Below are 17,174 nucleotides of genomic sequence, written 5' to 3' on the forward strand. Positions count from 1 at the left end.
GTGACAGTCTGGTGAGGACACCGTTACCGTCGATACGCGCTCGCCCGGTCCGCGCAGGTCAGAGGACTGGTCGAGCGACCAGGCGAGACACACCCGACGAGGCTGAGCAAAAATTGGGGGATCGATGGGTACGGCCACAAACTATGTGCTCGGAGAGCTACGGCTGTTCCGCGCGTCGCTCGGAACCAGCCAGGAGGAGTTCGGCCGGGCCATCGGCTACTCCGGCTCCCATGTCAGCTCGGTCGAGACGGGCGGTCGCCCGCCGACCAAGGAGTACATGAAGACGATCGACGACCAGTACAACCTCGGTGACCGGTTCGGTCGGATGCTCCGCGAGCTGGCCAAGCTTGACGCCGAGCCGGTCTGGCTGCGCGAGTGGATCGAGTTCGAGCGCGAGGCGACCACGCTGCGGTGGTTCGAGTTGTCCTACCTTCCCGGCCTGCTCCAGACGGAGCGGTACGCGCGGGCGACGCTGGCCGGCGGCCGGTTCACCGCCGACGAGGTCGAGCGGATCGTCGCGTCCAGGTTGGCGCGGCAGGAGGTCCTGGAGCGCGACCGCCCGCCGCAGCTCATCGCCGTCGTGGACGAGAGCGTGCTGCGCCGGCCGGTCCTCGATCAGCCGGGGCTCATGGCGGAACAGCTCGACCACCTGGCCGGGCAGGCGCTGCGGGAACACATTCAGGTGCATGTCGTGCCGGTGGACGCCGGGATGTACCTGGGGCTGGCCGGTCAGTTCATCATCGCCGAGCTGCCCGACGGCACACGGGTGGCCCACGCCGACAACCAGCTCAACGCGCAGATCGTCGATGCGCCCGCCGATGTTGCTAGGCTGGCGAAGACGTGGGAGATCGTGCGGAACGAGGCGCTCCCCCGCCGGCAGTCCATCGAGCTGATCAAGGAAGTGGCGAAGTCATGGACGTGATGACCCCACAGTGGCGGAAGTCGACCCGGTCCGGCGGCAACGGCGGGTCCTGCGTCGAGGTGGCCGACAACATGCCGGGCGTCGTGCTGGTGCGCGACACCAAGGATCGCGACGGCGGCACCCTCCACTTCAACCCCCGGACCTGGCAGTCGTTCGTCGACCTGGCCAAGCAGATCGGCCCCGTCGCCTGACCCGGAAGTGTCGAAGAGGCCCCCGGCACGACGCTGAGGGCCTTTCTTCGTACCCGCCCGCCTCACGCCACTCGACGGGAAGCGATCTGATCGTGCACGGCTATCGACCGTCGAGCGTGACCGGCGTACGACGCCCCGTGCCGCCGCGAGCGCGGCCATGAACGACCTGTTGCCGAGAAAACCCACTCTTGTCGTGGTCAGCGGTCCGCCCGGCGCGGGCAAGACCACGCTCGCGCATCGACTCGCCCGGCGGATCGGCTGTCCGGCGATCTGCCGGGACGAGATCAAGGAGGGCATGGTCCACGCGGCTGGTGACTTCATCGCCGCGCCGAGCGACGTGTTGGCCCTGCGCACGCTGCCGACGTTCTTCCAGGTGCTGGAACTGCTCCTGAGGTCAGGTGTCACGACGGTGGCCGAGGCGGCCTTCCAGGACCGGCTCTGGCGTCCCCACCTGCGGCCCCTGGCCGGCCTTGCCGACATCCGGGTCGTGCATTGCCAGATCGCGGCCGGGATCGCGTGGGACCGCATCCGGCAGCGGCAGAACGAGAACCCCACGCGGCGCGCACACGCCGACGCGTCCCTCGGCGAGCAACAGGTGCACGCGGTCGGCCACGACAGCTTCGACCGCGTCCGACTCGACGTACCCGAGCTTGAGGTGGACACCAGCGACGGCTACCGACCCGGCCTCGACGAAATCGTTGACTTCGTGCAGTTGGGCAGTGACCCCACGGTCGCGCTTCCGTGATCGTGTGACCGGCCGTCCCGGGGATGTTCGACCGGTCTACACGCGCGAGGCGTACCCGAATCGATCGTCCCCTCCCCCTCCTCGCCGCACGTGGCCGTCAGAGTGCGCCGCCGCCACCGGCTCGTCGGGGCGGCGGCCGGGCGGTCAGGGCCGGGCGTCGTCGTCGCTGAAGTCGGGCACCTCGTCGGAGACCAGGTCCTCGGCGTGACCCTCAAGCATCTTCGCGAGGTCGGCGGAGCGGGGAAGCATGACGTTCTCGTAGGCGCGGACCGCCTCGTCGACGGTAGCGGAGTTGGCGAGGGCGACGGCGAGGTCGCTGGCGTCGAGCATGGCCGTGTTGACGCCGAGGCCGAGCGGGGGCATGAGGTGGGCGGCGTCACCGAGCAGGGTCACGGTCGGGTTGTGCTCCCAGGTATGCGGAACCGGGAGGGCGTGGATCGGCCGGCCGATGTAAGGGCCGTCGTTGTCGCTGATCATCTGCCGCATGCGGGGGGACCAGGCGGCAAACCGGTCGAGCAGGTGGGCGCGGATGCCAGCCGTGTCCTCGATGGTCAGGCCGGTCGTGGCGATCCAGTCGGCCGGCACCCTCTGGATGATGTAGACCCGGATGTGGCCGCCGCTGTTGCGCTGGGCAAAGAGACCACGTTCACCGTCGCCCGCGCGAGCGCCGCCCTGACCGACCAGCGCGGAGAGGTCAGCGTGCCGGTTCTCCACATCGTCAAACCAGGCCTCCAGGAAGCTCACGCCGGTGTATTGCGGTACGGCCGGCGAGACTGCCCGGCGGACCCGGGAGAACGCGCCATCAGCACCGATGACCAGGTCCGCTTCGACCCTCGTGCCGTCGGCGAAGCGCAGAAGCCGCCCGTCGGTCGACTCCAGGGCGCGGCCCCACCGCACGGTTCCGGGCTCCAGCGAATCGAGCAGCAGGCCACGCAGTTGACCGCGGTCGATCTCGGGTTTGAACAGGTCGCCCGCGTCCGGAACCAGGTGCGCCCGGATCGCGCCGGTGATGTCCAGCTCGCGCATCTCCTGACCTTCGGGACGGGCCAGCGCGAAGAACTCGTCGAGCAGACCGGCCTCGCGCAGGGCGAGCTGGCCGTCGTCGGCGCGCAGATCCAGGCTGCCGCCCTGGTTACGCGAGTGGCCGTGGGCATCACGGTCGTGGACGGTGACCGTGATGCCGTGCCGCTGGAGGATGCGCGCGCAGGTGAGGCCGCCGGGCCCCGCGCCGACAATGCTGATCCTGGCGTTCGCGGGTGCTGGTGACGTCATGGTCTTCTCCTTCGGTTTCGGCGGGCGGCCCCGCCTCCATGACCCAGAAAAGCAGACTCGATAAAAAAGTGCAACGAGTCAACTTATTGTGTGATGCCACAATCGGGTACGCTTCAGCCATGACCGAGGGCCCCACTGGACGGCGTGAACGCAAGAAGGCGGCCACCCGTCAGGCGATCGCCGACGCCGCCCTGCAACTCTTCCTGGAACGCGGCTACGACCAGGTGAGCATCCGGGACATCGCCGAAGCGGCCGACGTGTCGACCACCACGCTGTTCAAGCACTTCACCGGCAAGGAAGCCCTGGTGTTCGACCAGGACCAGGACCGGGAGTCAGACCTGATCGCAGCGGTGCGCGACCGGGCCGCCGGCCAGAGCATCCTCGACGCCCTCCGGCAGCACGTCCTGAGCACCTGGCTTCCGATCTCGACGCATCCCCAACGGGCCCAGTTCACTGACCTGGTGGACTCCACGCCGGCGCTGCGCGGGTACGCCGAACGCATGTGGACCCGGCACACCGACAGCCTCAGCACAGCCATCGCCGACGAACTCGGCGTGGAACACGACGACCTCTCCTGTGCGGCGCTTGCCCGATTCGTACTCGAGATCCCGGCCCTCACCCGCAGTCGGCGGGACCGCCAGGCAGCCGTCGAGGCAATCTTCGACATCCTCACCCACGGGTGGAAACCACCCGGATCACCCCGGACAACCGGGGGGTAGGCCAGGATCGTGCCCGGTTGTAGGCGGTTGGCCGGTTCAGGACCGGAAGCAACCGCAGGGACGCGCGAGGCGTACCCAAAATGCCTTGCCCACCGCGACCGGCGGCCGCATCCTTGAGCCTGTGACCAGGCCCGATCCGGACGGGCCCCGCCGGGCGCTCGGCAACGCCCGGCACGCGGCGGCGCGGGGCGTTCACCTCTCTCTCACCGTACGGCGATCCGCCCCCGCCGCCGCACCACGCTCACGCGAACAGCAGGCCGGCGACCCAGAGCACACCGATCACCAGGCCGGCGAGGAACTCCACCAGCATGGACAGCCCGGCGGCCTTGAGCGCCTGCACCGTCGACGGCCAGGCGAGCTGGTTGCTGCCCAGCCGCAGCCGCTCGGCACCCCACACCCCACCGACGAAGCCGACCACCAGCCCCACCACCGGGATCACGAAGAACCCCACCAGTCCCAGCACGCCGCCGGCCAGCAGGGACGACGTCGGCACCCCGGCGCTCTTGAGGTTGCGCCCCGGCCACAGGTACTTGACCACGGCACCGCCGACGGCGACCACGGTGGCGGCGGCGAGCACCAGCCAGCGGCCCGCCCCGGTGTCGCCGAACAGCGCCCACACCAGCACCCCGCCCCAGCACAGTGGCAGCGCGGGCAGCCCCGGCACCACCACCCCGGCCAGCCCGGCCACGATGGCCAGCGCGGCCACCACCGAGACGACCGTTTGCGAGTCCGTCAGGCTCATGCCACTCCCTCTGGGGGATCGTCGCCCCGCAGCCGGGCGGTGATCACACCGGCCGGGGCCGGGGCGCCGAACCAGCACCCCTGCCCGGTGTCGCAGTGCAGCGCGCGTAGCCGCTCGGCCTGCGCCTGGGTCTCCACCGCCTCGGCGGTGACCCACAGCTCCAGAGCGTGCGCCAGCCGGACCAGCGCGTCCACGATCCGCTCGTCCCGGTGGTCGGCCGGGTCCAGCGGGTCGTCCGCCCGGATCCCCTCCACGAACGGCCCCGCCAGCTTGAGGCAGTGGATGGGCAGCCGCCGCAGGTACGCCAGGTTCGAGTATCCGGTGCCGAAGTCGTCGATCGCCAGCCGTACGCCGAGGTCGGCGAGCTGGCGCAGCGACCGCAGCGGCTCCCCCGGGGTGCCCATCACGGCGCTCTCGGTCAGCTCCAACTGGAGCAGGGCGGCGGGCAGCCGGGTGTGGCTCAGCGCGCTCGCCACCGTGTCGACGATGCCCGGGTCGTCGGCCTGCCGCGCGGCCAGGTTGACGCTGACCACCAGCTTCGCCTCCGGGAACTCCCGGTGCCACGCCTCGGCGTCGCGGCACGCCTGCCGGAGCACCCATTCGCCGAGCCGGACGATCAGGCCGGTCTCCTCGGCCAGCCCGATGAACCGGTCCGGCCCGACCAGCCCCAACTCCGGGTGCTGCCAGCGGACCAGCGCCTCGACGGCCACCATCGAGGAGTCCCGCAGCGACACGATCGGCTGGTAATGGACGACGAACTCGCCCCGGTCCAGCGCCGCGGGCAGACCGGCGACGAGCGCCGAACGGGCGATGTCCCGGGCGCTGCGCTCGGGGTCGTAGACCGCCCACCGGCCGCGCCCCTCCGCCTTCGCCCAGTACAGGGTGGTGTCGGCGGCCTTCATCAGCTCCGACGCGCTGGTCTCGGCGCACAGGCAGTCCACGATGCCGATGCTGGCCGACACCGCGAGCTGCTGGTCACCGACGTGCACCGGGGCCGAGACCGCCGCGAGGGCCATCTCCGCGACGCCCACCGCGTCGTCGATGCCGTCGCCGCCGTCGACGAGGATGACGAACTCGTCGCCGCCCATCCGGGCGACCAGGTGGCCGTGCCCGGCGACGCACTCGGCCAGCCGGCGGGCGATCACGACCAGCAGCCGGTCGCCGAGGTCGTGCCCGAGGCTGTCGTTGACCGCCTTGAAGCCGTCCAGGTCGAGGAAGCAGACCCCGATCCGGTGGTCCGGGCCGGCGTCGCCGAGCATCTGGCCGAGGGTCTCGAAGAACAGCGTCCGGTTGGGCAGGCCGGTGAGCGGGTCGTGCAGCGCCTGGAAGCGCAGCCGCTGCTGTAGCTCGTACCGCTCGGTGATGTCCTCGATCATCGCCACGGTGAAGCGCGGCCGTCCGTCGTCGTACCGGATCAGCGAGACGGCCAGGTCCGTCCACACCACGCTGCCGTCCTTGCGGTGGTAGCGCTTCTCCATCCGGGCCGAGTCGTGCTTACCCCCGATCAGCTCCTGGTACAGCTCCCACATCCCGGCCGCGTCGTCGGCGTGGAACAGCCCCGCCACGTTGGTGTGCCGCAGTTCCTCGGCGGAGTAGCCGAGCATGTCGGCGAAGGACTGGTTGACCTCGATGATCTGCCCGTCCGTGCCGGCGATGCCGATCCCGATCGCCGCTCCGGTGAAGAGCGCCCGGAACCGCGCCTCGCTGTCCCGCAGGGCCTGCTCGACGGAGTCCCGGGCCTGCCAGGCGCTGCGGGCGATGCGTTCCTGCTGGGCGAAGGTGCGGGCGCGCAGCGCCCGGGCGAACCCGCCCGCGAGAGCGCCCTGGAGGGCGGCCACCCGGTCGGCCGTGCCGGGCCGGGCCTCGTGGCCCGGCAGCACCTGGGCCGCGAACCGCTCCCCGAGCGCGGTGACCGACCAGTCCAGGAGCCCGGGCTCGGTCAGGTGCGCCTCGACCAGCGCCCGGCCGACGTCCTCGGCGGGCTGGGCGGAGAACGCCTCGGCGAGCAGCGCCTGGGCCAGCCGTACCGTGTGCACGAACAGGAGCCGCTCGGTCTCGTCGGCGCTCAGCGGCACGAACCCGACACGGCGGGCCGCGCGGGTCCACCCGGCGGCGTACGCCTGAGCGCCGGCCCGGCTGAGCTGCTCGCCACCGGGCTCCGGCACGGCTGTCATGTCCGCCTAGCCGGCTGGCTGGTCGTACCGGGCGACACCGCCGAACGCGCCGAACCGCTCGGGATGGTCGTCCACGTCGGACGGAGTGTCGGGTCGCCACAGCGGCATGTGCACCACGCCCGGCTCCAGGATCGTCCAGTCGCCGAAGAAGCCGGTGACCTCGGCCCGGGAGCGCAGGGTGATCTCGGTGTCGGTGCGCGCCGACAGCCGCTGCGCGTCCAGCATCTCCTGCGGCTGGTCCTCGAACGTGGAGTGGGAGACGACCAGGAAGCTGCCGGGGACGGCGGCGGCCCGCAGGGTGGCCAGGACGTCGGCGGGACGGTCGGCGTCCGGGACGAAGTGCACCACCCCGGCGAGCAGGATGCCGACCGGGCGGCCGAAGTCGAGCAGGCCCGAGGCCCGGCAGTCGGCGAGGATGCGCTCCGGCTCCCGCAGGTCGGCGTGGATCACACCGGTCAGGTCGTTGCCGGCCAGCAGCTCCCGGCTGTGCGCCACGGCCACCGGGTCGATGTCGACGTAGACCACCCGGGCCTTCGGGTTCGCGCCCTGGGCCACCTCGTGGACATTGCCCACGGTGGGAATCCCCGAGCCGATGTCGAGAAACTGGTCGATGCCGGCGTCGAGCAGCACCCGGACCGCGCGGCGCAGGAACTCCCGGCCGGCGCGCATCGTGGCGGGCAGGTTCGGCGTCATGCCGGCGATCTGCTCGGCCAGCCTCCGGTCGATCTCGAAGTTGTGCGCGCCGCCGAGGAAGTAGTCGTAGACCCGGGCCGCGCTCGGCCGGCTCAGGTCGATCTCGGTGGGAAGTCCGTCCGGCATGTGTCGCTCCCGCCAATCGTCGCCGCGCCACGGGCCGCGCCGGCCGCCGGGTGCGCCGCACCCGGACGGTGGCCGGCCGACCCGCAGGTCTGTGGTGGTGGTCCACACTCTAAGCCGCAGACTCCACGGTAGGCGAGATCCGATTCGGCCGCCCGGTACCGGTCAGCCGACTGACTCCAGCATCAGCGAGATGCCCTGCCCCACCCCGACGCACATGGTGGCGAGCGCCCGCCGGCCGTCCCGGCGGCGCAGCTCCAGCGCGGCGGTGAGCGCCAGCCGGGCGCCGCTGGCCCCCAGCGGGTGCCCCAGGGCGATCGCGCCGCCGTTGGGGTTGACGTGCTCGGCGTCCTCGGGCAGGCCCAGCTCGCGCAGCACCGCCACCGACTGGGCGGCGAACGCCTCGTTCAGCTCGACCACGTCGACCTGGTCGAGACCGACGCCGAGCCGGTCGAGCAGCCGGCGGGTGGCCGGCACCGGCCCGATGCCCATCACCCGGGGCGGCACCCCGGCGGCGGCGGCGCCGGTGACCCGGGCCAGCGGGGTCAGCCCGTACCGGGCCACCGCCGCCTCGCTCGCCACCAGCAGGGCGACCGCGCCGTCGTTGACACCGGAGGAGTTGCCGGCGGTCACCGTGCCGCCCGACCGGAACGGGGTGGGCAGCGCGGCCAGCTTCTCCAGCGAGGTCTCCCGGGGATGCTCGTCCACCTCGATGAGCCTCGTCTCGCGCCGCCCGGCCGGCACGGTCACCGGCACGATCTCCTCGGCGAACCGGCCGGCGGCCTGCGCCCTGGCGGCCCGCCGCTGCGACCGGTACGCGAACGCGTCCTGCGCGGCGCGGTCGACGCCGCACTCGGCGGCCACGTTCTCGGCGGTCTCGGGCATCGAGTCGATGCCCCACTCCTTCTCCATCAGCGGGTTGACCAGCCGCCAGCCGATCGTGGTGTCGTACACCTCGGGGGACCGGGAGAACGCCGAGGTGGCCTTCGGCATGACGAACGGGGCGCGGCTCATGCTCTCCACCCCGCCGGCCACGACCAGCTCCGCCTCCCCGGCGACGACCTGCCGGGCGGCGATGGCAAGCGCGTCCAGGCCGGAGCCGCAGAGCCGGTTCACGGTGCTGCCGGGCACCGCGCCGGGCAGCCCGGCCAGCAGCGCGGCCATCCGGGCCACGTTGCGGTTGTCCTCGCCGGCCTGGTTGGCGCAGCCGAGCACCACGTCGTCGACCCGGGCCCAGTCGACCGACGGGTGCCGGGCGACCAACTCGCGGATCACGTGCGCGGCGAGGTCGTCGGGGCGCACCCCGGACAGTGCGCCGGCGTACCGGCCGATCGGGGTGCGGACACCGGCCACGAGATATGCCACGGTCATCGACGTAGTCCTTCGGGGGTGGGAAGGCCGGCGCGAAGCCGCCGGGTCACGGGGCCGCCGGGTCACGGCGACGCGGGCCAGGATATCCGCGCCGAGAGCCGATAGGTTGTCGGCATGGCCCGGGCCCAGTTCAGCGCAGAGACCTCCGGCAGCGGGGAGTTCGTCCGCCAACCCAACCGGTTCACCGGGCGGGTCGCCCCCGACTCCGACTCCCCGCCCGGCGGCGGACCGGACGCCCACGGCCGGTGGCCCCTCGAAGCCGGCCGGTACCGCCTCGTCTGGTGCCGGGCCTGCCCGTGGGCGCACCGGGCCCGGATCGTGCTCGGCCTGCTCGGCCTGGACGACGCGATCTCGCTCGCCACGGTCGACCCGATCCGCGACGAGCGGGGCTGGCGGTTCACCCTCGACCCCGGCGGGCGGGACCCGGCGCTCGGCATCTCGTACCTGGCGGAGGCGTACCTCGCGACCGACCCGGGCTACACCGGCCGGGTGACCGTGCCGGCCCTGATCGACACGCTCACCGGGCGGGTGGTCAGCAACGACTACCCGCAGCTCACCCTGGACCTGTCCACGCAGTGGCGGAGCCTGCACCGCCCCGGCGCGCCGGACCTCTACCCGGTCGGGCTGCGCGACGAGTTGGACGCGCTGATGGCCGAGATCCACCGCGACGTCAACAACGGCGTCTACCGGTGCGGCTTCGCCACCTCCCAGGTCGCGTACGACGAGGCGTTCACCGCGCTGTTCGGCCGGCTCGACGCGTTGTCGGAGCGGCTGGCGGGTCGGCGCTACCTGATGGGTGACGCGATCACGGAGGCCGACGTGCGGCTCTTCACCACGCTGGTCCGCTTCGACGCGGCGTACCACGGGCACTTCAAGTGCAACCGGCACAAGCTGACCGAACTGCCGGTGCTGTGGGCGTACGCCCGGGACCTCTTCCAGACCCCCGGGTTCGGCGACACGGTCGACTTCGACCACATCAAGCGGCACTACTACGGCACCCACCCGGCGATCAACCCGACCGGGATCGTGCCGCTGGGTCCGGACACCTCCGGCTGGACCGCGCCGCACGGGCGTGGCTGACCGGCGCCGGCCGGCACCGGCCGGGCCGGCCGGCGCCGAACCCCGACCCGGCCGGCCCGCCCCGGCTCGGCCCGCGCCCCGGGCCGCCGCGTCGGCCGCCGCCGGCTGCCTCCTGGCGGGTGCGGTCGCGGTGACCGTCGCCGTGGTCGCCGGTCCGGGCCCCGGCCTGACCGGGTACGTCAGCGAGGCGGGCGTCACCGACAGCGGGTACGCCGCGACGTACCGGATCGGGGTGTTCGCCCTGGCCGGCGCGCTGCTGCTGCTCGCCGCGGCGCTGCCGGCGGCGGCGCGGGTCGCGGCCGTCCTGCTCGCCGCCGGCGGCGTGTGCACGGCGCTCTCCGGCGTGGTGACGTGCAGCGCCGGCTGCCCGCTGCCGCCGTTCGAGCGGGCCACCGTGGCCGACCTGGTGCACGGCGGGGCGAGCATCGCGGCGACCGCGGCCGTGGTGTTCGCGATGCTGGCGGTGCTGTTCACCCCGGCTGCGGCAGCCCGGCTGCGGCAGCTCGCCGCCTGCGGCGCTGCGGTGTCGCTGCCGCTGGCCGGGGCGGTGGGGCTGGCGATGCTCGTCGTCGGCCGGGGCACCCTGGTCGGCGTGCTGGAGCGGGTGCTGCTCGCGGTCTGCGCCGTCTGGGGCCTGGCCACCGCCGCCACCCTCGCCCGGCGCAGCCGCTGAGGGCCTCCGGGCCTGTGCTCCGTCCGATGCGTCGACCTCGACAACTGACGGTGAGGCCGAGGGCTGGCCACCGCCCTCGCCCGGCGTCTCCGGTCGTCACCGGGCCCCGCCGACGCCCCCGTAAGGAGCCTCACCACCGACGCTCCTTCCACCTGCGGCGGAGGCGGCGTATCGTCGGCAGGCGATGACCAACGTCTGGCACCTCACCGTGCGCCTGTACGTCGACCTCCGACGGCAGGCCAGCGGCATCTGTCCGGCGCGGCCCGTCTCCTGACGCCCGCCCGACCGACCGCCCCCGGACCCCTGGACTCATCCTCATGGCTTCCGCCCTGCGCAAGTTCCCCTTCTCCCTACAGATCCTGCTCGGCCTCGTCCTCGGCGTGGCGCTGGGCTTCCTCGCCCGCGCCAACGACCTGAGCTGGCTGGCCAGCACCCTCGACACCGTCGGCGGCCTCTTCGTCCAACTGCTCAAGCTGGCCGTGCCGCCGCTGGTCTTCACCGCCATCGTGGTCAGCGTGGTCAGCCTGCGCGGCGTGGCCAACGCCGCCCGGCTGGCGCTGAAGACGCTGCTCTGGTTCGGCGTCACCGCCCTGATCGCGGTGGGCATCGGCATCGGCCTCGGCCTGCTCACCGACCCGGGCCGGGGCGTCACCCTGGACGTCGGCGGGGCCGCCCCGCCGAAGGCCACCGGCTCGTGGACGGACTTCCTGACCGGAATCGTGCCGACCAACCCGGTCGGCGCGTTCGTCGAGGGCAACGTGCTCCAGATCGTCTTCCTGGCCCTGGTGGTGGGCGCCGCCGCGCTGCTGGTCGGCGAGGCCGCCGAGCCGTTCGTGGCGCTCAACCGGTCGCTGCTGGCCATCGTGCAGAAGGCGCTGTGGTGGGTGATCCGGCTCGCCCCGATCGGCACCCTCGGCCTGATCGGCCACGCCGTCGCCTCGTACGGCTGGGACCTGGTGGCCCCGCTGGCGAAGTTCACCACCGCCGTGTACGTCGGCTGCGCGATCGTGCTGTTCGTGGTCTACCCGCTGCTGCTGGCCGTCGCCGGTCGACTCAACCCGCTGCGCTTCTTCGCCGGCGCCTGGCCGGCCATCGAGCTGGCCTTCGTCTCCCGCTCCTCGGTCGGGACGATGCCGGTGACCCAGCGTTCCGTCGAACGCCTCGGCGTCCCCCGCGAGTACGCCTCGTTCGCGGTGCCGTTCGGCGCCACCACGAAGATGGACGGCTGCGCGGCGATCTACCCGGCCCTCGCGGCGATCTTCGTGGCGCAGGTCTTCGGGGTGGACCTCGGCGTCGGCGACTACCTGCTGATCGCGTTCGTCTCCGTGGTCGGCTCGGCGGCCACCGCCGGCCTGACCGGCGCGATCGTGATGCTCACGCTGACCCTGAGCACGCTGGGCCTGCCGCTGGCCGGTGCCGGCCTGCTGCTGGCCATCGACCCGATCCTGGACATGATCCGCACCGCCACCAACGTCGCCGGTCAGGCCGTCGTCCCGACCATCGTCGCCGCCCGCGAGGGCACCCTGGACCGCGCCGCGTACGACTCGGCCGGCCGCCGCGACCTGACCGAACCGGACGCTCCCCTCAGCCGCACCGACGACCCGAGCCCCGTACCCGCCTGACACCCGTGTTGATCAAGAGGTTTGCGTCACTGCGGAGATCGTTCCTGACGTAGACCCTCTTGATCATGCGTCCCTGAAGCCCGGGCCTGGGCCGGAGAGGATTTCTTGATGAGCAGTCTGTTCACGCCGTTGGCTTTGCGGGCCGTCACCCTGCCCAACCGGGTCGCCCTGGCCCCGATGTGTCAGTACAGCGCCGGCCCGGACGGCCTGCCGACCGACTGGCACCGGGTGCACCTCGGCTCCCGCGCGGTCGGCGGGGCGGGCCTGGTGATCACCGAAGCGACCGCCGTGGTGCCCGAGGGCCGGATCAGCCCCCAGGACACCGGCCTCTGGTCCGACGCCCACGTCGACGCGTGGCGGCCCGTCACCGCCTTCGTCGCCGCGCAGGGCGCGGTGCCGGCCGTCCAGCTCGCGCACGCCGGGTTCAAGGCGTCGACGTACCAGCCGTGGGCGGCACGGCGCGGCGGGGTGCCGGACGCCGAGGGCGGCTGGACCCCGGTCGGCCCCGGCGCGGAGCCGTTCGTGCCCGAGTACCGGGTGCCGACCGCGCTCGACGAGGCCGGGCTCGCGGGCGTGGTCGAGGCGTTCGCCACGGCCGCCGGGCGGGCGGTGGACGCCGGGTTCGCCGCCGTGGAGATCCACGCCGCGCACGGCTACCTGCTGCACGAGTTCCTGTCCCCGCTGACCAACCACCGCGCCGACGGCTGGGGCGGCGACCGGGCCAACCGGATGCGACTGACCCTGGCGGTGGCCCGCGCGGTCCGCGCGGCGATCGGCGAGAACGTGCCGGTGCTGGCCCGGATCTCCGCCACCGACTGGACCGAGGACGGCTGGACCGTCGAGGACAGCGTGGTGCTCGCCGGGGAGCTGGCGGCGGCCGGCGTCGACCTGGTGGATGTCTCCTCCGGCGGTGCCTCCGCCCGGGCCGCCATCCCGGTCGGCCCCGGCTACCAGGTGCCGCTGGCCGCGCGGATCCGCCGGGAGGCCGGGGTGCCGACCGGCGCGGTCGGCCTGATCGTCGAGCCCGGGCAGGCCGAGCAGATCGTCGCCGGCGGGGAGGCGGACCTGGTTTTGCTCGGCCGGGAACTGCTGCGCGACCCGTACTGGCCCCGCCGGGCGGCGGCCAAGCTCGGCGCCGAGCCGGCCTGGCCGGACCAGTACGCCCGCGCCCTCTGAGCACACCGCAGGCGGGCGAATCCTGGACGGTTACCGTCGCGTGCGAACGGTAACCGTCCAGGATTCGGCGCGGGAGACGCGCGCGGCTGCGCGGGGTCAGCCTGCCAGGTGGCCCCAGTCGTCCTCCAGGTCCCGCCACGGGCCCTTGGCCGCCACCGTCCCGCCGATCAGCACCACCACCTGGTCGGCCCGGACCAGCGCCGCCCGCTTCGACGTCGAGCCGACCACCGTCACCCCGTTCTCCCGCAGCGCCGCCCACAGCTCCAGCTCCGTGGTGACATCCAGCGCCGACGACACGTCGTCTGCGACCAGCAGCTCCGTACGCGGAGCCAGCGCCCGGGCCAGCGCCAGCCGCTGAAGCTGCCCGCCGGAGAGCCTGGTCCCCTTGTGCCCGATGAGCAGCCCGAGCCCGCCCCCGGCGGCGGCCAGGTCATGGTCGAGCTGGGCGGTCGACACCGCGCCGGCCGCGTCCACGTCGTGGCCGAGCGCGACGTTGTCGCAGACCGTGCCAGAGAGCACCCGGGGGAGCTGGCCCACGTAGCCGACCTGCTGGGGGCGCAGGAACAGCTCCGGTGAGGTGACCGGCTCCGAGTTCCAGCGCAGCTCGCCGGTGTGGTGCACGATCCCGGCCAGGGCGCGCAGCAGCGAGGACTTGCCGGAGCCGACCGGCCCGACGACGAGCACGAGCTGGCCGCGTTCGACGGTCAGGTCGACGTCCCGGACGGCCAGCGTCCCGTCGGTGTGCAGCGCGCCGAAGCCGACCAGGTCCAGCCGGCGCAGCGGGTGCCGGGGCGGGGGCTCGGGCGCGGACGCGGTCCCGGCGGCCAGGTCCACCCCGTCCACCGGCGCCGAGTACTCCCCCACCCCGGCCATCGCCACCGTCCGGCGCGTCCACACCCGGGCCGACGGGAGCTGCGAGACCAGGGACGCCGTGGTCCACGCGAACCAGCGGGCCGCGCCGAGGGTGGACACCGCGACCAGGGTGGCCCCGGCGGACAGCCCGCCGCTGAGGTAGAGCGCCCAGGCGCCGATCGGCAGCAGGCCGCTGACCAGGGCCGGCGTGGAACGGGACCAGACCTGCACGGAGATCTCCCGGCGCTGCCGCTCGCTGCGGGTGGCGTCGAGGTCGGCGAGGTGGCCCAGCACCGGACGGGTGGCGCCGGCGAGCTTCACCGTGCGGGCGGCCGACAGGGACGACACCAGCGAGGTGGCGAACGCCGCCCGGGCCGCGACGGTGGCCCGGGCGGACCGTTCCAGGCGCGGCCCGAACAGCGTCGCCGCCAGCCCGGAGACGACCACCGTCCCGGCGAAGAACGCGGCCGGCACCAGGCTGCCGGAGACCAGCGTCATGGCGACCACGATGAGCAGGGCGATGGCCTGGTCGAGCAGGTTGTCGGCGAGGATCACCACCCGTTCGGTGTCGCCGCCCTGGGCGACCACCTCGGCCGGGGTGTGTCCGCTGATCCGGCGCGGGCCGGTCTGCCCGTGCACCAGCCGCAGGCTGATCCGCAGCATCTGGCGCACCCACCAGTTGGGGAACCAGAAGCTGGTGAGGTAGGGCACCGGCGTGGTCACCAGCAGCGCGGTCACGATCCCGACCGCCGGCCACCACGGCCCGCCGGAGCCGTCCACCAGGTCGGCCCACAGCCAGGGCAGCACCGAGCCGTCCAGGCCGAGCAGCCCCCCGAACCCGAACAGCGCGATCGCGGTCAGGCCGTACCGGGGGTCGTTGGTGGTCAGGCGCAGGATCTCCCGCATCGTCCGGGCGGGCGGCGTCGGCGGCAGCGGGGGCGGCTCGACCTTCGTCCGGGCCGCGCCGACCGGCCCGCCCGCCCCGCCGGGACCGGCACCCGACGCGCTCGGCCCGGCCCGACCGGCACCCGACGCGCTCGCCCCGGCGGGACCGGGACCGGCACCCGGGGCCGGCGGCGGATCGGTCAGCAGCGCCGTGCCGCCGCCGCTCCGCCCGGCCGCTCCCGCCTCGGCGTACGCGGAAGCGTGGCTGACGGCCAACAGCTCGGCGAACCGCTCCGAGGAGCGCAGCGGGCCGGCCTCGACCACCACCCCGTCGGCCAGCACCACCACCTCGTCGCAGCCGCGGACCGAGGAGAGCCGGTGGGCGATGACGATGCCGATCCGGTCGGTGAGCAGCCGCTCGGTGGCCCGCTGCACCAGCGTCTCGGTGACCGGGTCCAGCCGGGCGGTGGCCTCGTCGAGGATCACCACGTGTGGGTCGCGGACCAGGATCCGGGCGAACGCGACGAGTTGCTCCTGCCCGGCGGACAGCACGTGCCCGCCCTCACCGAGCCGGGTGTCCAGGCCCTCTGGCAGCTCGGCGACCCAACCGGTCAGGCCAAGCTCGCACAGCGCCCGGGCGGCGTCGTCGAGCAGGGCCGGGTCGAACAGGGCGACGTTCTCGGCGAGCGTGCCGGCCAGGATCTCGGTGCGCTGCGGCACCACGGCCACCCACCGACGCAGCCGCTCGACGTCCAGGTCGAGCAGGTCCGCCCCGCCGAGCAGCACGGTGCCGCGCGGCAGGTCCACCGCCCGGGTGAGCACCTTGGCCAGGGTGGACTTACCGGAACCGGTCCGCCCGACCAGGGCGTACGACCGGCCCCGGACGAAGTCCAGCGAGACGTCACGCAGCGCCGGCGCGCGGTCGTCCTCCGTTCCGCCCTCCGGGTAGCGGAAGGTGAGGTTCCGCACGACCAGGTCGCCCTCGACGGGCTCCCGGCCGCCGGCCGGTTCCTGCCGGGAGTCCTGGAGAAGCTGCACCCGCCCCCAGGCGCCGAGCGCGTACTGCAACTCGGGCACCATCCGGCTGATGTGCTCGACGGTCGCGCCGAAGGCGAGCACCAGCAGCCAGACGGCGGTCAGCCGGGCCGCGTCGATCCGGCCGGAGGCCAGCGCCCAGGCCCCGCCGAGGACCACCCCGACGATGCCGACCCGGATGATCCCGGCGCCGATGGCGGTGACCTCCGCCGACATCCGCCACACCAGCCGCCCCCGGGTCAGCACCTCGGCCGCCCGCCGGGCGTAGAGCCGCAGCACGTACGGCCGGGCCAGGCTGGTGCGCACGTCGTCCTGGCCGTGGACGGCCTCCTCCATCACGGCGGCGAGGTCCGTCCAGGCCTCCTCCTCGGCCATCCGGGCCGGGGCGATCCGCCGGGTCGGCCGGCGCAGCACGACCACGAGCAACGCCGTCAACGTGAGCATGCTCACCCCGGCCGGCCACCAGACCACCAGCGCGACGACGGTGGAGAGCAGGCCCGTGGCGGACATCTGGGCGATCCGTACGCCGTGCCCGCGCACCTCGGAGGCCACCTGGTAGACGTCCCCGTCGATCCGGTCCAGCAGTTCCCCGACCGGGGTTCCCTCCAGGGTGGGCAGATCCTGCCCGAACGCCACCCGGCACAGCCGCCGCCGGACGTCGGCGGACCAGTCCGCGGTCAGCCCGGCCATCACCAGCCCGATGGCGAGGTCGGTGACGACCGCGGCGCAGAGCGCCACCGCGAGGACGGCGAACAGCACCCCCGAGCGGTGCACCAGCACCGGGCCGGCGAGCGCCGCTGCGGCGGCCTGGCCGGCGGCGCCGAGGACGATCAGCACGGCGACGATCGTCATCCGGCGAGCCGAGGTAGCCCACAGGTCACGGAAAAGGCGCATGTCGG

At 73.5% G+C, this 17,174-nt stretch carries 14 protein-coding genes; 8 read left to right on the forward strand and 6 right to left on the reverse strand.

The features are described from left to right. Window positions 1–124 precede the first annotated feature (124 nt). From ACFYZF_RS05875 to ACFYZF_RS05885, 3 genes are all read left to right on the forward strand, one after another. The gene (locus ACFYZF_RS05875; RefSeq protein ID WP_387016429.1) at window positions 125–922 is read left to right on the forward strand and encodes a helix-turn-helix transcriptional regulator; all 798 of its coding nucleotides are present in this window, start codon (window positions 125–127) and stop codon (window positions 920–922) included. Beyond that, entirely contained in the window at window positions 913–1,113 is a 201-nt protein-coding gene (locus ACFYZF_RS05880; protein WP_387016431.1) for a DUF397 domain-containing protein, read from the forward strand. Before ACFYZF_RS05875 ends, ACFYZF_RS05880 begins: the two co-directional genes overlap by 10 nt. Window positions 1,114–1,270: 157 nt before the next feature. Continuing rightward, window positions 1,271–1,858, forward strand: a complete 588-nt coding sequence (locus tag ACFYZF_RS05885) for an AAA family ATPase (RefSeq protein ID WP_387016433.1) — start codon at window positions 1,271–1,273, stop codon at window positions 1,856–1,858. Window positions 1,859–2,002: 144 nt separating this feature from the next. On the opposite strand, the gene ACFYZF_RS05890 is transcribed toward ACFYZF_RS05885, so the two are convergent. Continuing rightward, window positions 2,003–3,130 carry an FAD-dependent oxidoreductase gene (locus ACFYZF_RS05890; protein ID WP_387016434.1) on the reverse strand — a complete coding sequence of 376 codons (1,128 nt, stop codon included), beginning with the start codon at window positions 3,128–3,130 and terminating at the stop codon, window positions 2,003–2,005. Window positions 3,131–3,249: 119 nt separating this feature from the next. On the opposite strand from ACFYZF_RS05890, the gene ACFYZF_RS05895 reads away from it, so the two are divergent. Continuing rightward, complete coding sequence (locus ACFYZF_RS05895; protein ID WP_387016436.1) at window positions 3,250–3,849, forward strand: TetR/AcrR family transcriptional regulator; 600 nt, start codon at window positions 3,250–3,252, stop codon at window positions 3,847–3,849. Window positions 3,850–4,090: 241 nt separating this feature from the next. Here ACFYZF_RS05895 and ACFYZF_RS05900 read toward each other — a convergent pair whose 3' ends face one another. The 4 genes from ACFYZF_RS05900 to pcaF all read right to left on the reverse strand — a co-directional run bounded on the left by ACFYZF_RS05900 (window position 4,091) and on the right by pcaF (window position 8,952). Next, window positions 4,091–4,591: a DUF456 domain-containing protein gene (locus ACFYZF_RS05900; protein ID WP_387016437.1), complete on the reverse strand. Its 501-nt coding sequence runs from the start codon at window positions 4,589–4,591 to the stop codon at window positions 4,091–4,093. Then, window positions 4,588–6,765, reverse strand: coding sequence for a putative bifunctional diguanylate cyclase/phosphodiesterase (locus ACFYZF_RS05905; RefSeq protein ID WP_387016439.1), 2,178 nt, complete (start codon window positions 6,763–6,765; stop codon window positions 4,588–4,590). The genes ACFYZF_RS05900 and ACFYZF_RS05905 overlap by 4 nt, the downstream gene beginning before the upstream one ends. Before the next feature lie 6 nt (window positions 6,766–6,771). Beyond that, a complete protein-coding gene (locus tag ACFYZF_RS05910) occupies window positions 6,772–7,584 on the reverse strand; it encodes an SAM-dependent methyltransferase (RefSeq protein ID WP_387016441.1) in 813 nt (270 codons plus the stop codon). A 162-nt stretch (window positions 7,585–7,746) separates the two neighbouring features. After that, window positions 7,747–8,952 (reverse strand): 3-oxoadipyl-CoA thiolase, encoded by a 1,206-nt coding sequence (gene pcaF / locus ACFYZF_RS05915; RefSeq protein WP_387016443.1) that lies wholly within the window; start codon window positions 8,950–8,952, stop codon window positions 7,747–7,749. A gap of 114 nt (window positions 8,953–9,066) precedes the next feature. Between pcaF and ACFYZF_RS05920 the strand changes: the two genes are divergently transcribed. The 4 genes from ACFYZF_RS05920 to ACFYZF_RS05935 all read left to right on the forward strand — a co-directional run bounded on the left by ACFYZF_RS05920 (window position 9,067) and on the right by ACFYZF_RS05935 (window position 13,503). Further along, on the forward strand, window positions 9,067–10,032 hold the full coding sequence (locus tag ACFYZF_RS05920; RefSeq protein ID WP_387016445.1) for a glutathione S-transferase family protein: 966 nt from the start codon (window positions 9,067–9,069) through the stop codon (window positions 10,030–10,032). Window positions 10,033–10,162: 130 nt separating this feature from the next. Continuing rightward, window positions 10,163–10,705 carry a DUF998 domain-containing protein gene (locus tag ACFYZF_RS05925; protein ID WP_387016447.1) on the forward strand — a complete coding sequence of 181 codons (543 nt, stop codon included), beginning with the start codon at window positions 10,163–10,165 and terminating at the stop codon, window positions 10,703–10,705. Window positions 10,706–11,034: 329 nt separating this feature from the next. Next, window positions 11,035–12,327 carry a dicarboxylate/amino acid:cation symporter gene (locus ACFYZF_RS05930; protein WP_387017109.1) on the forward strand — a complete coding sequence of 431 codons (1,293 nt, stop codon included), beginning with the start codon at window positions 11,035–11,037 and terminating at the stop codon, window positions 12,325–12,327. 108 nt (window positions 12,328–12,435) lie between these two features. Beyond that, window positions 12,436–13,503, forward strand: coding sequence for an NADH:flavin oxidoreductase/NADH oxidase (locus tag ACFYZF_RS05935; RefSeq protein WP_387016449.1), 1,068 nt, complete (start codon window positions 12,436–12,438; stop codon window positions 13,501–13,503). Between the two features lie 96 nt (window positions 13,504–13,599). On the opposite strand, the gene ACFYZF_RS05940 is transcribed toward ACFYZF_RS05935, so the two are convergent. Continuing rightward, window positions 13,600–17,169 (reverse strand): ATP-binding cassette domain-containing protein, encoded by a 3,570-nt coding sequence (locus tag ACFYZF_RS05940; RefSeq protein WP_387016450.1) that lies wholly within the window; start codon window positions 17,167–17,169, stop codon window positions 13,600–13,602. Between the last annotated feature and the right edge of the window lie 5 nt (window positions 17,170–17,174).

Source organism: Micromonospora sp. NPDC001898, assembly GCF_042891255.1.
Taxonomy (GTDB): domain Bacteria; phylum Actinomycetota; class Actinomycetes; order Mycobacteriales; family Micromonosporaceae; genus Micromonospora.

Excerpts from the sequence above, each read along its gene's own strand:
- ACFYZF_RS05910 (WP_387016441.1), bottom strand. The coding sequence starts at position 7,584 with ATGCCGGACGGACTTCCCACCGAGATCGACCTGAGCCGGCCGAGCGCG.
- ACFYZF_RS05900 (WP_387016437.1), bottom strand. The coding sequence starts at position 4,591 with ATGAGCCTGACGGACTCGCAAACGGTCGTCTCGGTGGTGGCCGCGCTG.
- ACFYZF_RS05935 (WP_387016449.1), top strand. The coding sequence starts at position 12,436 with ATGAGCAGTCTGTTCACGCCGTTGGCTTTGCGGGCCGTCACCCTGCCC.
- ACFYZF_RS05895 (WP_387016436.1), top strand. The coding sequence starts at position 3,250 with ATGACCGAGGGCCCCACTGGACGGCGTGAACGCAAGAAGGCGGCCACC.
- ACFYZF_RS05885 (WP_387016433.1), top strand. The coding sequence starts at position 1,271 with ATGAACGACCTGTTGCCGAGAAAACCCACTCTTGTCGTGGTCAGCGGT.
- ACFYZF_RS05880 (WP_387016431.1), top strand. The coding sequence starts at position 913 with ATGGACGTGATGACCCCACAGTGGCGGAAGTCGACCCGGTCCGGCGGC.
- ACFYZF_RS05875 (WP_387016429.1), top strand. The coding sequence starts at position 125 with ATGGGTACGGCCACAAACTATGTGCTCGGAGAGCTACGGCTGTTCCGC.
- pcaF (WP_387016443.1), bottom strand. The coding sequence starts at position 8,952 with ATGACCGTGGCATATCTCGTGGCCGGTGTCCGCACCCCGATCGGCCGG.
- ACFYZF_RS05920 (WP_387016445.1), top strand. The coding sequence starts at position 9,067 with ATGGCCCGGGCCCAGTTCAGCGCAGAGACCTCCGGCAGCGGGGAGTTC.
- ACFYZF_RS05940 (WP_387016450.1), bottom strand. The coding sequence starts at position 17,169 with ATGCGCCTTTTCCGTGACCTGTGGGCTACCTCGGCTCGCCGGATGACG.
- ACFYZF_RS05890 (WP_387016434.1), bottom strand. The coding sequence starts at position 3,130 with ATGACGTCACCAGCACCCGCGAACGCCAGGATCAGCATTGTCGGCGCG.
- ACFYZF_RS05905 (WP_387016439.1), bottom strand. The coding sequence starts at position 6,765 with ATGACAGCCGTGCCGGAGCCCGGTGGCGAGCAGCTCAGCCGGGCCGGC.